19 protein-coding genes and 1 other annotated feature are annotated in these 14863 nt (G+C 52.1%); of the genes, 15 read left to right on the top strand and 4 right to left on the bottom strand.

Annotated elements, in window-relative coordinates:
* Positions 1-96 precede the first annotated feature (96 nt).
* Positions 97-387 (bottom strand): type V toxin-antitoxin system endoribonuclease antitoxin GhoS, encoded by a 291-nt coding sequence (ghoS, locus tag AC2T6E_RS04140; protein ID WP_108416807.1) that lies wholly within the window; start codon positions 385-387, stop codon positions 97-99.
* Between the two features lie 105 nt (positions 388-492).
* Positions 493-1425, bottom strand: a complete 933-nt coding sequence (gene pfkB, locus AC2T6E_RS04135) for a 6-phosphofructokinase II (protein WP_108416808.1) — start codon at positions 1423-1425, stop codon at positions 493-495.
* A gap of 295 nt (positions 1426-1720) precedes the next feature.
* On the opposite strand from pfkB, the gene AC2T6E_RS04130 reads away from it, so the two are divergent.
* Positions 1721-2479, top strand: a complete 759-nt coding sequence (locus AC2T6E_RS04130) for a DUF481 domain-containing protein (RefSeq protein ID WP_010430164.1) — start codon at positions 1721-1723, stop codon at positions 2477-2479.
* Positions 2480-2743: 264 nt separating this feature from the next.
* The gene (locus AC2T6E_RS04125) at positions 2744-2944 is read left to right on the top strand and encodes a hypothetical protein (protein ID WP_010426103.1); all 201 of its coding nucleotides are present in this window, start codon (positions 2744-2746) and stop codon (positions 2942-2944) included.
* A 137-nt stretch (positions 2945-3081) separates the two neighbouring features.
* Here AC2T6E_RS04125 and yniD read toward each other — a convergent pair whose 3' ends face one another.
* Together yniD and yncL are read right to left on the bottom strand one after the other, a co-directional pair.
* Complete coding sequence (gene yniD / locus AC2T6E_RS04120) at positions 3082-3189, bottom strand: small membrane protein YniD (protein WP_010426102.1); 108 nt, start codon at positions 3187-3189, stop codon at positions 3082-3084.
* Between the two features lie 99 nt (positions 3190-3288).
* Positions 3289-3381, bottom strand: a complete 93-nt coding sequence (gene yncL / locus AC2T6E_RS04115; protein ID WP_214604918.1) for a stress response membrane protein YncL — start codon at positions 3379-3381, stop codon at positions 3289-3291.
* Between the two features lie 322 nt (positions 3382-3703).
* On the opposite strand from yncL, the gene thrS reads away from it, so the two are divergent.
* The 13 genes from thrS (at position 3704) to AC2T6E_RS04050 (ending at position 14843) form a co-directional block, all read left to right on the top strand.
* Positions 3704-5632: a threonine--tRNA ligase gene (gene thrS, locus AC2T6E_RS04110; protein ID WP_010430168.1), complete on the top strand. Its 1929-nt coding sequence runs from the start codon at positions 3704-3706 to the stop codon at positions 5630-5632.
* A 3-nt stretch (positions 5633-5635) separates the two neighbouring features.
* The gene (infC, locus tag AC2T6E_RS04105; protein ID WP_059443439.1) at positions 5636-6178 is read left to right on the top strand and encodes a translation initiation factor IF-3; all 543 of its coding nucleotides are present in this window, start codon (positions 5636-5638) and stop codon (positions 6176-6178) included.
* A gap of 97 nt (positions 6179-6275) precedes the next feature.
* Positions 6276-6473, top strand: coding sequence for a 50S ribosomal protein L35 (gene rpmI, locus AC2T6E_RS04100; RefSeq protein WP_003030583.1), 198 nt, complete (start codon positions 6276-6278; stop codon positions 6471-6473).
* Between the two features lie 51 nt (positions 6474-6524).
* Positions 6525-6881: a 50S ribosomal protein L20 gene (rplT, locus tag AC2T6E_RS04095; protein WP_000124850.1), complete on the top strand. Its 357-nt coding sequence runs from the start codon at positions 6525-6527 to the stop codon at positions 6879-6881.
* 117 nt (positions 6882-6998) lie between these two features.
* Positions 6999-7123: a sequence feature (Phe leader region), on the top strand.
* Positions 7004-7048, top strand: a complete 45-nt coding sequence (pheM, locus tag AC2T6E_RS04090; RefSeq protein ID WP_001386830.1) for a pheST operon leader peptide PheM — start codon at positions 7004-7006, stop codon at positions 7046-7048. It overlaps the preceding feature by 45 nt.
* Before the next feature lie 62 nt (positions 7124-7185).
* Positions 7186-8169: a phenylalanine--tRNA ligase subunit alpha gene (gene pheS / locus AC2T6E_RS04085; RefSeq protein WP_010426091.1), complete on the top strand. Its 984-nt coding sequence runs from the start codon at positions 7186-7188 to the stop codon at positions 8167-8169.
* A gap of 15 nt (positions 8170-8184) precedes the next feature.
* Positions 8185-10572: a phenylalanine--tRNA ligase subunit beta gene (gene pheT, locus AC2T6E_RS04080; RefSeq protein WP_444508228.1), complete on the top strand. Its 2388-nt coding sequence runs from the start codon at positions 8185-8187 to the stop codon at positions 10570-10572.
* 4 nt (positions 10573-10576) lie between these two features.
* Positions 10577-10876: an integration host factor subunit alpha gene (gene ihfA, locus AC2T6E_RS04075; protein WP_003857805.1), complete on the top strand. Its 300-nt coding sequence runs from the start codon at positions 10577-10579 to the stop codon at positions 10874-10876.
* A 103-nt stretch (positions 10877-10979) separates the two neighbouring features.
* Positions 10980-11960 carry a vitamin B12 ABC transporter permease BtuC gene (gene btuC / locus AC2T6E_RS04070; RefSeq protein ID WP_486690648.1) on the top strand — a complete coding sequence of 327 codons (981 nt, stop codon included), beginning with the start codon at positions 10980-10982 and terminating at the stop codon, positions 11958-11960.
* A 33-nt stretch (positions 11961-11993) separates the two neighbouring features.
* Positions 11994-12545 carry a glutathione peroxidase gene (locus AC2T6E_RS04065; RefSeq protein ID WP_444508229.1) on the top strand — a complete coding sequence of 184 codons (552 nt, stop codon included), beginning with the start codon at positions 11994-11996 and terminating at the stop codon, positions 12543-12545.
* Complete coding sequence (gene btuD, locus AC2T6E_RS04060) at positions 12545-13300, top strand: vitamin B12 ABC transporter ATP-binding protein BtuD (RefSeq protein ID WP_148399490.1); 756 nt, start codon at positions 12545-12547, stop codon at positions 13298-13300. The genes AC2T6E_RS04065 and btuD overlap by 1 nt, the downstream gene beginning before the upstream one ends.
* Before the next feature lie 73 nt (positions 13301-13373).
* Positions 13374-13838 (top strand): C40 family peptidase, encoded by a 465-nt coding sequence (locus AC2T6E_RS04055; protein WP_108416813.1) that lies wholly within the window; start codon positions 13374-13376, stop codon positions 13836-13838.
* 294 nt (positions 13839-14132) lie between these two features.
* On the top strand, positions 14133-14843 hold the full coding sequence (locus AC2T6E_RS04050; RefSeq protein WP_089601019.1) for an EAL domain-containing protein: 711 nt from the start codon (positions 14133-14135) through the stop codon (positions 14841-14843).
* Positions 14844-14863: the final 20 nt, after the last annotated feature.

Below are 14863 nucleotides of genomic sequence, written 5' to 3'. Positions count from 1 at the left end.
CCCATGTTGTCTGCCAGATCATAAAGTTAGCGCAAAACGGCTGTTAAAAAATACGAACTAACGCACACCTGAGCGGTTTAAATTCATACAACGCACTTATTGTTCTTTTTTTCGCCAACTTTCCCAGGTATCTACCTCAATATCCGCGTCCTTATCGGTCACACTCTCAGCCAGACTGCTTGCCAGGGCGTGAACTTCCTCGTCGCTGAGGGCGCTTATCAGGCCAAATGTCAGCGTGCCTAAATCATGAATATTGCCCTCGTCGTCCGTGAGGGTGAGCAGAAAATTTGCCCGTGTAAAAGCGTTGTTGAGTTCATTGAGCTCGGTCAGTGACGCTTCATGAATGTTGACGGTAATGACGTAGCGGGTGATGTCACCACTGCTCATAGTTCACCTCATTGTTATCATGAAAGTTTTCTTAGCATAGTCGATAGTACGTTTTTGGCGACTATGGCTCGTCTTTCCCCTCTCCACGGGAAGAGGGAGCGGCGGTTAGTTTCGGGACAGATAATCAACAATTTTCTCGGTGTCAGGCAGCGAACAAAGCCGCGTTCCCTGATTGATGGTTGCAGCGCTACCTGCTGCAACGCCGTAGCGCGTCATCTCCAGCAGCGACGCACCCTGCGCCAGCTTCAGCGTCATCGCCCCCACCATGCTGTCGCCTGCGCCAACGGTGCTCTGGCTTTTCATGGGGGGTGGCACGACCTGCACATAGCCCGTTCCATCCACGGCCAGCGCACCCTGAGGGCCAAGGGAAACCACCACGCGCAATGCCTTGCCGCTGCGTATTAGCTCTTGCGCAGCGTTACGGACGTCATCCGGCTGGGTGAGTTCACGATTCACCAGCGCGCTTAGCTCTTTCTGATTAGGTTTGACCAGCTCAAGGTTGCCCGGCTCCAGGGCGGCTTTTAACGCCTCGCCGGAACTGTCGACAATGCACCGGATGCCCCGTTGCTGGGCTGCACGAATTAATGCTGTGAGTTTCTCTGTGCTCACGCCCGGCGGCAGGCTGCCGCTGATCACTAGCAAAGCACCCCTCTCAATTGTCAGAACCTTCTCCTCAAGCTGACGAAACTCATCATCACTCAATTTTGCCCCCGGCATAACGAAACGGTACTGCTCGCCGCTGGACTCAACGTGAACGTGCAGGTTCTGACGCGTCCAGTCGCTGGCCTCGACGGTTTGCACGGCAACCTGTTCGTCTGCCAGCAGAGACACCAGATGTTCACCAGTGGCACCACCGGCAGGAAAAATCGCCGTCGCTTTGCCTCCGAGGTGGGTAATGGCGCGTGCGACGTTGATACCGCCACCACCGGGCTCAAACACCGGGGCGCTACAGCGTAGTTTACCTTCCGGGTAAATCTGTGCGGTTAAGGTAGCGGAATCGAGAGAAGGGGAGAGTGTCAGCGTGTAGACAGGAACCATCATAACCTCCTTTTTGCATGGGTTCCTTTAAGCCTGGCACCAATCGACAGGAAGGCAACGTAAATAACAGTATGATTTTAAATATGAATGCTGACAAAAGTACGGGATTTTTTTTATAAAATAAAAGTCGTTTTGGGATCGTTCTTATTCAAAAAATGAAATAAGAAAACATTGCTATGTTATTTGCGGCTTTTTATAATTTGTTACCTTTCTCTGGACGCCTTGTCATTGATCCTCAAGAAAGTTTCCGAGACCGTGATGGTCTCTTTTTTTGTTGTATGGACTCCTTAATAAAATGAAGCTTTTGAAGACAGTACCCGCTGCAATGATGCTGGTGGGTGGCGTGTTTGCGTCAATGAATGCAATCGCCGATGATACCGTTTTTACTGTCATGGACGATCCCTCCACAGCGCAAAAACCTTTTGAAGGTAACCTGAACGCAGGGTATCTGGCGCAATCCGGCAACACGAAAAGCTCTTCCCTGACCGCAGACAGCACCTTGACGTGGTATGGCAACACCACCGCCTGGTCACTGTGGGGGAATGCCAGCAACACCTCAGCGAATGACGAACGATCGTCAGAAAAATACGCCGTAGGCGGGCGTAGTCGTTACAATATGACCGATTATGATTACCTGTTCGGTCAGGCAAGCTGGCTAACCGACCGCTATAACGGCTACCGGCAGCGTGATGTCTTCACTGCGGGTTATGGTCGCCAGTTCCTGAATGGACCGGTACACAGCCTGCGTTTTGAATTCGGTCCAGGCGTACGTTATGACGAATACACCGACGGTGATACCAAAACCCAACCGCTGGGCTATGCGTCGGGCACTTACGCCTGGCAGATGACCGACAACACCAAATTCACGCAGGGTGTTTCGGTATTCGGTGCTGATGATACGACGCTGAACTCCGAGACGGCACTGAATGTGGCCATCAATGAACACTTCGGGTTAAAGGTAGCGTACAACGTGACCTGGAACTCAGCACCGCCTGAAACTGCGCCGGATCATACCGACCGCAGGACGACAATTTCTTTGGGTTATAAAATGTAATCTGAATGGGCCGACATTATTTCGGCCCTTTTTTAATTTTTAGAAATTGTGCTGATTTATATTAAACGGTGTTTTAAAATAATTGGTCCGAAAATATCTCCATACTTTCTTCATAATTACACCGCTCCCCGAATATTCAGATTATTTGACACGAATTGATAAATAAACTGACTATGCAAAAGTGTGATCCAGATCTACACTGTCACTACAGGCAAAATTCAGCCTTAGGTCTTTATGCTCTAATTAAGTATGAGAATAATCATGATGAAAAAAATCAAAACTGCTGCAGCAGCAATGGTGCTTTCAGCACTCTCTTTTGGCGTATTCGCTGCTGATCGCACGGGTATTAGCACCGCCTCTGATGTTGAAGCGGGTTCAAACATCGCCCCGGCGTCACAGTCTACCGGTCAGTCAATGAATGATGCGTTTGACGTGCATACGCTGGTAGCCGGTGAGTGGTCCTGATACGTGTTTCGGTTTTAAACCTCACCGTAAAAAACCGGATTGTGATGTACCGGTTTTCATCACATCAATGCTGTAAAGATATTCAAGGATTTTTCAGGGTTTGATGTCTTATTACTTTTGCTTGCAATGCGTTAACACTAACCCCATATCATTGCAGCCCAGCGCAATAACAACATTGCACCGCAGATTGCAATTAATACGACCACCATTTTCCAGTGCTTCGCGGCAAAGCGTTTTGTTGGCATAACCTCTTCCTTGTCAGTTTATTGTTCCAGTCTACCAAAAAAATGCGGTAAAAATCGCATTATTCGGGGTAAAGGGTTATGCCACTGCATTGATTCATGTCAGAACCAATGGAATCTGTCGGCAAGAATCAACACTAAACCGGTAGCGGAAAGGATATTCAATATCACAACGGTTCTACTGGACACATTCATGTGATGCCCCTTGGGTGTGTAAGGACCTGTTCAAGAATAGCTCAGCGCTTTCGAATTGCGAGCCAGGGTTCGCGAAAGTTCGTTCACTCACACGTAAGTGTGAAGGTTCAAACTGGTCGCAGAGGGTGCATTCGCCCTTTCATTAGTGTTACCATTAGGGTGCTTGCCGTAAATCCGCTTTTGTCTGAAATCGGCGGGAGCATGATGACGAGCCAATTTGACGATTGTTGGTCAGATGGTTTCGTAATCTATTGTTAAATAATGATTATTTTCTTTGTATATGCTCTTATGTGTGGGGCATCACTGCAAATAAGGATATAAAATGCCTGTAATTACTCTTCCTGATGGCAGCCAACGCCATTACGACCACGCTGTTAGCCCAATGGATGTTGCCCTGGATATCGGCCCTGGACTCGCGAAAGCGACCATCGCTGGCCGTGTTAACGGTGAGCTGGTTGATGCGTCCGATCTGATCGAGAGCGATGCGAAGCTGTCTATCATCACCGCGAAAGACGAAGAAGGTCTTGAGATCATTCGTCACTCCTGCGCGCACCTGTTAGGTCATGCGATTAAACAGCTGTGGCCAAACACCAAAATGGCGATCGGCCCGGTTATCGACAACGGCTTCTACTATGACGTTGACCTCGATCATACCCTGACCCAGGAAGATATCGACGCGCTCGAAAAACGTATGCACGAGCTCGCCGAAACCAACTATGACGTCATCAAGAAGAAAGTCAGCTGGCACGAAGCGCGTGAAACCTTCGTGAAGCGCGGTGAGAACTATAAAGTCTCTATTCTTGACGAAAATATTTCGCATGATGACAAGCCTGGTTTGTACCATCACGAAGAATACGTCGACATGTGCCGTGGACCGCACGTGCCGAACATGCGCTTCTGTCATCACTTCAAGCTGATGAAGATCGCGGGCGCCTACTGGCGTGGCGACAGCAACAACAAGATGTTGCAGCGTATTTATGGTACCGCATGGGCAGATAAGAAAGCCCTGAGCGCGTACCTGCAGCGCCTTGAAGAGGCTGCGAAGCGTGACCACCGTAAAATCGGTAAGCAGCTTGACCTGTATCATATGCAGGAAGAAGCGCCGGGTATGGTGTTCTGGCATAACGACGGCTGGACTATCTTCCGTGAACTGGAAACCTTCGTTCGCTCCAAGCTGAAAGAGTACCAGTACCAGGAAGTGAAAGGCCCGTTCATGATGGACCGTGTGCTGTGGGAAAAAACCGGCCACTGGGACAACTACAAAGATGCGATGTTCACCACCTCGTCTGAGAATCGTGAGTACTGCATCAAGCCAATGAACTGCCCGGGTCACGTTCAGATCTTCAACCAGGGTCTGAAATCCTACCGCGACCTGCCGCTGCGTATGGCGGAGTTCGGTAGCTGCCACCGTAACGAGCCATCAGGTGCGCTGCACGGTCTGATGCGCGTTCGTGGCTTTACTCAGGATGATGCGCATATCTTCTGTACTGAAGATCAGGTACGTGACGAAGTTAACGCCTGTATTCGTATGGTCTACGATATGTACAGCACCTTTGGCTTCGAGAAGATCGTGGTCAAACTCTCAACGCGTCCGGAAAAACGTATCGGTAGCGATGAGACCTGGGATCGCGCAGAAGCGGATCTCGCCGTGGCGCTGGAAGAGAACGGCATTCCGTTCGAATACCAGCTGGGTGAGGGCGCATTCTACGGTCCGAAAATTGAATTTACCCTGTATGACTGCCTCGATCGCGCATGGCAGTGCGGTACTGTACAGCTGGACTTCTCCCTGCCGCAGCGTTTAAGCGCCTCTTATGTTGGCGAAGACAACGAGCGTCAGGTACCGGTAATGATTCACCGTGCAATTCTCGGTTCTCTGGAGCGCTTCATCGGCATCCTGACCGAAGAGTTCGCGGGCTTCTTCCCAACCTGGCTTGCGCCAGTGCAGGTCGTGGTGATGAACATTACCGATTCTCAGGCGGATTACGTTAAAGAATTGACGCAGAAACTACAAAATGCGGGCATTCGCGTAAAAGCAGACTTGAGAAATGAGAAGATTGGCTTTAAAATCCGCGAGCACACTTTACGTCGTGTCCCGTATATGTTGGTCTGTGGTGATAAAGAGGTGGAAGCAGGCAAAGTTGCCGTTCGCACCCGCCGTGGTAAAGACCTGGGGAGCCTGGACGTAAGTGAAGTGATTGAGAAGCTGCAACAAGAGATTCGCAGCCGCAGTCTTCAACAACTGGAGGAATAAGGTATTAAAGGCGGAAAACGAGTTCAAACGGCACGTCCGAATCGTATCAATGGCGAGATTCGCGCCCAGGAAGTTCGCTTAACAGATCTTGAAGGTGAACCACTGGGAATTGTGAGTCTGAGAGAAGCGATCGAAAAAGCTGAAGAAGCTGGAGTAGATTTAGTTGAAATCAGCCCTAACGCCGAACCGCCAGTTTGTCGTATCATGGACTACGGCAAGTTCCTTTATGAAAAGAGTAAGTCTTCTAAGGAACAGAAGAAGAAGCAAAAAGTTATCCAGGTTAAGGAAATCAAATTCCGTCCTGGTACCGACGATGGCGATTATCAGGTAAAACTCCGCAGCCTGATTCGCTTTCTGGAAGATGGCGATAAGGCCAAGATCACACTGCGTTTCCGCGGTCGTGAGATGGCCCACCAACAGATCGGTATGGAAGTGCTTAACCGCGTCCGTGAAGATCTGAGTGAACTGGCAGTAGTCGAATCCTTCCCTACGAAGATCGAAGGCCGCCAGATGATCATGGTGCTCGCTCCTAAGAAGAAACAGTAAGGCCTTCAAGCAGCAAAATCTGTGGAGCCTTCGGGTTTCATAGGTTTTGTTCGCCTATGTTTCGTTTATTTAACAATGCGAAGTGGAAGTTATTAAGATGCCAAAAATTAAGACCGTACGCGGTGCTGCTAAGCGCTTCAAAAAAACCGGTGGTGGTGGATTTAAGCGTAAGCACGCAAACCTGCGTCATATTCTGACCAAAAAATCTACTAAGCGTAAACGTCACCTGCGTCCAAAAGGCCTTGTTTCTAAAGGCGATCTGGGTCTGGTTATCGCGTGCCTGCCGTACGCATAAGCCGTTAACGTTTAATTTTTTTACTAAGAATATAGATACAGGAGAGCACACATGGCTCGCGTAAAACGTGGTGTAATTGCACGTGCACGTCACAAGAAAATTTTGAAACAAGCTAAAGGCTACTACGGTGCGCGTTCACGCGTATACCGCGTTGCCTTCCAGGCTGTTATCAAAGCAGGTCAGTACGCTTACCGTGACCGTCGTCAGCGTAAGCGTCAGTTCCGTCAACTGTGGATTGCGCGTATCAACGCAGCAGCACGTCAGAACGGTATTTCTTACAGCAAATTCATCAACGGCCTGAAAAAAGCCTCTGTTGAAATCGACCGTAAGATCCTGGCTGACATCGCAGTATTCGACAAAGTAGCGTTCACCGCTCTGGTCGAAAAAGCGAAAGCAGCACTGGCATAAGCCAGTTGAGAGAGGGAGCTTTGCTCCCTCTTTTGTTTTAACATCATCAGAACATTGACTTTTACCCGTCCAGGCTTTTCAATAAGGTCTTTACGGTTTTTACCACATAAGGTAACGCAAGCATGAATGCTGCTATTTTCCGCTTCTTCTTTTACTTTAGCACCTGAATTCAGGAGGCTAGCGCGTGAAAGATGAAACGAAAAACAGCGCCAGATAAGCCTCCCGATGGAGGCTTTTTTTGTGTCTAAATTCGAGAGAATAAGTCCACCAAATCGGTGTCTGCACCGACATAATGAGGAAAACCATGTCACATCTCGCAGAGCTGGTTGCCAGTGCAACGGCCGCCATTAACCAGGCCTCAGATGTTGCCGCGTTAGACAATGTCCGCGTCGAATATCTGGGCAAGAAAGGGCATTTAACCCTTCAAATGACTACCCTGCGTGAGCTGCCGCCGGAAGAACGCCCGGCAGCGGGTGCGGTGATTAACGAAGCCAAAGAGCAGGTACAGCAGGCGCTGAACGCGCGTAAAGCTGAACTCGAAAGCGCGGTGCTGAATGCGCGTCTGGCGGCGGAAACCATCGACGTTTCTCTGCCCGGTCGCCGTATTGAAAACGGTGGTCTGCACCCGGTAACCCGCACCATCGATCGCATTGAAAGTTTCTTCGGTGAGCTCGGCTTTACCGTGGCGACTGGCCCGGAAATTGAAGATGATTATCACAACTTCGATGCTCTGAACATTCCTGGCCATCATCCGGCACGCGCTGACCACGACACTTTCTGGTTCGACGCTACGCGTCTGCTGCGTACTCAGACCTCCGGCGTTCAGATCCGTACCATGAAGGATCAGGAGCCGCCAATCCGTATTATCGCGCCGGGCCGCGTCTATCGTAACGACTACGATCAGACCCACACCCCAATGTTCCACCAGATGGAAGGTCTGATTGTTGATAAAAACATCAGCTTCACCAACCTGAAGGGTACGCTGCACGATTTCCTGAACAACTTCTTTGAGGAAGATCTGCAGGTTCGTTTCCGTCCGTCCTACTTCCCGTTCACCGAACCGTCTGCGGAAGTTGACGTGATGGGTAAAAACGGCAAATGGCTGGAAGTACTGGGCTGCGGTATGGTGCATCCAAACGTGCTGCGCAACGTGGGTATCGATCCGGAAGTGTACTCCGGCTTTGCCTTCGGTATGGGCATGGAGCGTCTGACCATGCTGCGCTACGGCGTGACCGACTTACGTGCATTCTTCGAAAACGATCTGCGTTTCCTCAAACAGTTTAAATAAGGGCAGGACAGAACAATGAAATTCAGTGAACTGTGGTTACGCGAATGGGTGAACACGACGCTCGACAGCGAAGCACTTTCTAACCAGATCACCATGGCGGGTCTGGAAGTTGATGGCGTCGATCCTGTCTCGGGTGCTTTTACCGGCGTGGTGGTGGGTGAAGTGGTCGAGTGCGGCCAGCACCCTAACGCCGACAAACTGCGCGTGACGAAAGTGAACGTGGGCGGTGACCGTCTGCTGGATATCGTCTGCGGCGCGCCAAACTGCCGTCAGGGGCTGAAAGTGGCCGTGGCGACCGTCGGTGCAGTGCTGCCGGGCGATTTCAAAATTAAAGCGGCTAAGCTGCGCGGCGAGCCGTCTGAAGGCATGCTGTGCTCCTTCTCCGAACTGGGTATTTCCGACGACCACAACGGCATCATTGAGCTGCCGCTGGATGCGCCAGTCGGTACCGATATCCGTGAATACCTGAAGCTTGATGACAACACCATCGAAATCAGCGTGACGCCAAACCGCGCCGATTGCCTGGGCATCATCGGCGTGGCGCGCGACGTTGCCGTGCTGAACCAGACTGAACTGAACGCGCCGGATATTGCGCCGGTTGAAGCGACCATCAGTGACGTGCTGCCAATCCAGGTTGAGGCTGCGGATGCTTGCCCGCGCTATCTGGGCCGTGTGGTGAAAGGTATTAACGTTAAGGCGCTAACGCCGCTGTGGATGAAAGAGAAGCTGCGCCGCTGTGGTATCCGCTCTATCGATGCGGTTGTTGACGTAACCAACTACGTTCTGCTGGAGCTGGGCCAGCCGATGCACGCATTCGATAAAGACCGTATCGAAGGCGGTATCGTTGTGCGCATGGCGAAAGAGGGCGAAACCCTGGTTCTGCTGGACGGCAGCGAAGCCAAACTGAACGCCGATACGCTGGTGATTGCTGACCACAGCAAAGCGCTGGCAATGGGCGGTATCTTCGGGGGTGAACACTCTGGCGTGAACGATGAAACGCAAAACGTTCTGCTGGAATGCGCGTTCTTTAGCCCACTCTCCATTACCGGCCGCGCACGCCGCCACGGTCTGCATACCGATGCCTCTCACCGCTACGAGCGCGGCGTTGACCCGGCTCTGCAGTACAAGGCGATGGAACGTGCGACTCGCCTGCTGATCGACATCTGCGGCGGCGAAGCGGGTCCGGTTATCGACGTGACCAACGAAGCGACGCTGCCTAAGCGTGCCACCATTACCCTGCGCCGCAGCAAGCTGGATCGTCTGATTGGCCACCACGTTGCCGATGCACAGGTTACCGACATTCTGACCCGTCTGGGCTGTGAAGTGACCGAAGGCCAGGACGAGTGGAAAGCCGTTGCGCCATCATGGCGTTTCGACATGGAAATTGAAGAAGATCTGGTGGAAGAAGTGGCCCGCGTTTACGGCTACAACAACATCCCTGACGAGCCGGTACAGGCGGGTCTGGTAATGGGCACCCACCGTGAAGCCGACCTGTCCCTGAAGCGTGTGAAAACCATGCTCAATGACAAAGGCTATCAGGAAGTGATCACCTACAGCTTTGTTGATCCTAAGCTGCAGCAGCTGATCCACCCGAGCCAGGAGGCGCTGCTCCTGCCAAGCCCGATCTCCAGCGAGATGTCCGCGATGCGTCTGTCCCTGTGGACCGGCCTGCTCGGGACTATCGTGTATAACCAGAATCGTCAGCAAAACCGCGTGCGCATTTTCGAAAGCGGTTTGCGCTTTGTACCGGATAATCAGGCAAATTTAGGCATCCGTCAGGATCTCATGCTGGCGGGGGCGATCAGCGGTAACCGCTATGAAGAGCACTGGGATCTGGCAAAAGGTACGGTTGATTTCTACGATATGAAGGGCGATCTGGAAGCCATTCTCGATCTGACCGGTAAATTATCTGAAATTGAATTCCGCGCAGAAGCGAATCCAGCCCTGCATCCGGGCCAGAGCGCGGCGATTTATTTAGACGGTAAACGCGTTGGTTTCATTGGAGTAGTTCATCCGGAGCTGGAGCGTAAGCTGGACCTGAATGGCCGTACCATCGTGTTCGAGCTGGAGTGGAACCCGGTCGCAGACCGCGTCATTCCTCAGGCGCAGGACGTATCACGCTTCCCGGCGAACCGCCGTGATATCGCGGTTGTCGTCGCTGAAAACGTGCCGGCAGCAGATATTTTGGCCGAATGTAAGAAAGTTGGCGTAAATCAGGTAGTTGGCGTAAACTTATTTGACGTGTACCGCGGCAAGGGCGTAGCAGAAGGTTTCAAGAGCCTCGCTATTAGCCTTATCCTTCAGGATACCAGCCGTACACTCGAAGAAGAGGAGATTGCCGCTACCGTTGCCAGATGTGTAGAGGCATTAAAAGAGCGATTCCAGGCATCATTGAGGGATTGAACCTATGGCGCTTACAAAAGCTGAAATGTCAGAATATCTGTTTGATAAGCTTGGGCTTAGCAAACGGGATGCCAAAGAGCTGGTAGAGCTGTTTTTCGAAGAGATCCGTCGTGCTCTGGAAAATGGTGAGCAGGTAAAACTCTCCGGTTTTGGCAATTTTGATTTGCGAGACAAAAACCAACGTCCGGGTCGCAACCCGAAGACGGGGGAAGATATTCCCATTACAGCCCGCCGCGTGGTGACCTTCAGACCCGGCCAGAAGTTAAAAAGCCGTGTCGAAAACGCAACGCCTAAAGCAGAGTAATATGAACTAACTAAAAAGGCCGCTATTGCGGCCTTTTTTCTTTGCGCTCTTCTGCAAACCCACCGTAAAATCAATTACATCTCACGTGACTAAAACCATACCCATGCTTGATTTTGCCCATCGCCAGCACCGTTCCGATCGACGTCGCCTGCTTCTGCTTGCGCTGCTGCTCATTGTGGCCGCTGTCGTTAGCCTGTGCGCGGGCGACAGGTGGCTGGGGCCGGAAAGCTGGCTGGGTTCGGATGGCCAGCTTTTTGTCTGGCAAATACGCCTGCCGCGCACGCTGGCGGTGATCCTGGTGGGGGCCGCGCTGGCGCTGTGCGGCACCATCATGCAGGCGCTGTTTGAAAATCCGCTGGCGGAGCCCGGGCTGCTTGGCGTGTCGAATGGGGCTGGCGTGGGGCTGATTGCGGCTGTCATGCTGGGGGGTGGGGCGCTCTCAGCGTGGAGCATTAGCTTTAGCGCTATTCTCGGCGCCTTGCTGATAACCCTCATTCTTCTGCGTTTTGCCAGACGGCATCTGTCGACCAGTCGGCTGCTGCTTGCCGGGGTGGCGCTGGGGATCATCTGCAGTGCGTTAATGACCTGGGCGGTCTATTTTTCAACGTCGTTCGATTTGCGCCAGCTAATGTACTGGATGATGGGCGGATTCGGCGGCGTTGACTGGCGGCAGGGCTGGCTGATGGCGCTGTTGATCCCGGTCATACTGTGGACCGCTTTTCAGGCACAGCCGCTGAATATTCTCGCGCTCGGCGAAACGTCGGCTCGCCAGCTCGGCATGCCGATTAGCTTCTGGCGCAATGCGCTGGTGATTGCCATTGGCTGGATGGTGGGGGTGAGCGTGGCGCTGGCGGGGGCGATTGGCTTTATCGGGCTGGTTATCCCACATATGTTGCGTCTGTGCGGTATTACCGACCATCGGACGTTACTTCCGGCCTCAGCGGTTGCCGGGGCGGCAACGCTGCTGGTGGCTGACATCATCGCCCGACTCGCCCTGAGCGCAGCCGAACTGCCGATTGGTGTAGTGACCGCTACGCTGGGCGCGCCGGTATTTATCTGGCTACTCTTAAAAGCTGGACGTTAAATCACTACCCGTAAGACAACCTGAGGGAATGCTATGCAGACTGATATTCTGAATACCGAAGTGACCACCATTGACGGCGAGAAAACCACGCTGGAAGGCTACAAGGGCAACGTGTTGCTCATCGTCAACGTGGCATCTAAATGTGGCCTGACGCCGCAGTACGAACAGCTGGAGAACATACAGAAAGCCTGGGAGAAAGACGGTTTCACCGTACTGGGCTTCCCGTGCAACCAATTCCTGGCCCAGGAGCCGGGCAGCGAAGAGGAGATTAAAACCTTCTGCAGCACCACCTATGGCGTGACGTTCCCGCTATTCAGCAAGATCGACGTCAACGGTGAAGACCGCCACCCGCTCTATGCGAAGCTGGTGGCCGCAGCGCCGACCGCCGTGGCGCCAGAGGGCAGCGGTTTCTATGAACGTATGGCAAGCAAGGGGCGTGCGCCGCTCTATCCTGACGATATTCTGTGGAATTTTGAAAAATTCCTGATTGATCGCGACGGCCAGGTTGTCCAGCGTTTCTCACCGGATATGACGCCTGAAGATCCGATCGTCATGGAGTCTATCAAGCTGGCGCTGGCGAAATAATGACGTTGCTGATGCAGCTCACGGACGTCTCCGATAAGGGACGTCTGGAGCCGGTAACCGGTGCTGTTAATGCCGGAGAAATCCTGCATTTTGTTGGGCCAAATGGGGCCGGTAAAAGCACGCTGCTGGCACGCATGGCGGGCTTGACCTCTGGTCCGGGTGAGATCGTGCTGCAGGGGCACGCCCTTGCCGAATGGTCACCGGTATCGCTGGCACATCGGCGTAGCTATTTAGTTCAGCAGCAGGTGCCACCGTTTGCGATGCCGGTCTGGCACTATCTGATGCTGCATCTGCATGATAAAAACAGCCCCACGCTGCTCTCGGATGTCGCGACGGCGTTAGGGTTAGACGATAAACTCACCCGTCACGCCAGCCAGCTCTCCGGTGGGGAGTGGCAGCGCGTGCGTCTGGCCGCGGTTATCCTGCAGATCCATCCGGCAGGAAATCCTCACGGACGCTTGCTGCTTCTGGACGAGCCGATGAGCGGTCTGGATGTCGCCCAGCAGGCGGCGCTGGATACCCTGCTAAGCGGGTTGTCCCGTCAGGGGATAGCCGTCGTCATGAGCAGTCATGACCTGAACCACACGCTGCGTCATGCCCACAGGGTCTGGCTGCTGTCGCGAGGCAAAATGATTGCCAGCGGCGCGCGTGACCAGGTTCTTACGCCCCCAAATCTTGCCCGCGCTTACAATATGTCGTTTCGCAGGCTGGACATAGAAGGGCATAAGATGCTGATTTCTACCGCGCAAGAGTAACCGTTTCTTGCCTGGTAGCCTACTTGCACGCTAAATTACAAAAAGAATAAAAAAGCAGAGGATTCGTCTGGACATGCGATTCTGGTTTCTCTTTGTGGCAGCGCTCTTTCTTGCGGGATGCAGTAGCCATCGTGCGCCACCCCCTAACGCCCGGCTCTCGGATTCAATCACCGTGATTGCCAGCCTGAACGACCAGTTAAGCAACTGGCGCGGCACGCCTTATCGCTACGGCGGTATGAGCCGCGGCGGCGTGGACTGTTCTGGTTTTGTGCTAATGACCTTCCGCGATAAGTTTGATTTGCAGCTTCCGCGTGAAACGCGCAAGCAAGCTGAAATAGGCACGGAAATCGACAAAGATGAGCTACTGCCTGGCGACCTGGTCTTTTTCAAAACCGGTTCGGGTGAAAGCGGTCTCCATGTTGGCATTTACGATACGGACAACCAGTTTATTCATGCTTCGACCAGCCGTGGGGTGATGCGCTCTTCGCTCGATAATGTCTACTGGCGTAAAAATTTCTGGCAGGCGCGGCGTATTTAGTCGCGCCTTGACGGCTTAACGCTGGCGGCAGGGTAACTAATAAACTCTGCCGCTTTTAATCATATAAGATGATTAAAGTTAAATTTACGAAGAATTAGTTATGTCCAGATGTATCTGTTTTATCTAAAACTGGCTATTACACAGCAACCAGGATAAGATTAATTTAGATTCAGGGATAAATCTGAAAAATATTACGGAACTGATGAAATTAATCTTATTAAAATCAAGACAGTGGAATTGTGTCGTCAATTGCTCCAGGATGTCCTCTCTCATCTTTAATGCGGGGCGAGTGCAATGATTATTACGCTAGATAATGCCTACAAGTCTGAACTTTTGCTGCAACCTGCGCGTAATAGCGCCGGGGAGCTTAAAGGTTTAGAGCTTGTGGTTAACTTTGCTGGCGTTGACACGGAAGTGAGGATCCCTACTGAACTGGTTATCCCGCGTCTTTCACCCGCAGAAGAGTTAGTGCTGTTTCAAGAGAAACTGCAATTGCTCGACACCTGTAAACTGTTCTTTATTCAGCACCAGTTAATTGCATGGATCAATATTACACCTGTAATAGTTGAGTTTTTATTAACGAATGGAAATGCTGTTTCATTACTTGAGCGCTATCCTTTTCTTGAGTTTACTGTTAATGAGAACTATCCAGGTTTAAATAATGGAAAAGATGATCTGAACCTGGCGAGAATGGCAATCCATTTTCCTTTAGTGCTGACAAACTTTGGCGCAGGTGCAGCATCTCTCAAAGCGGTTTATGACGGTTTGTTTAAGCGCGTAATACTGGACAAGGGTTTTATCCAGCAGCGGGCTGCAGCGCTTTCTTTTGAGCCCTTTATGCGCGCTATTCTCTGGCAAATCACCCCACACTGCCAGTCGGTTATGGTATCCGGGATTGACGATCACAGCCTGTTGCAGCGCGTGCTGACGTTTAATTTTGGCGCGATGCAGGGAAGTCTCTGGCCTGCCGTACCGGCAGAGCAGGTGACAACGCTCGTTCAATGATAACCCTTCTCTTCGCCCGT

The organism is Enterobacter sp. B79-1 (assembly GCF_057444735.1).
The sequence above is the reverse complement of the archived record's forward strand: the minus strand, read 5'-3'. Positions and strand labels throughout refer to the sequence as shown.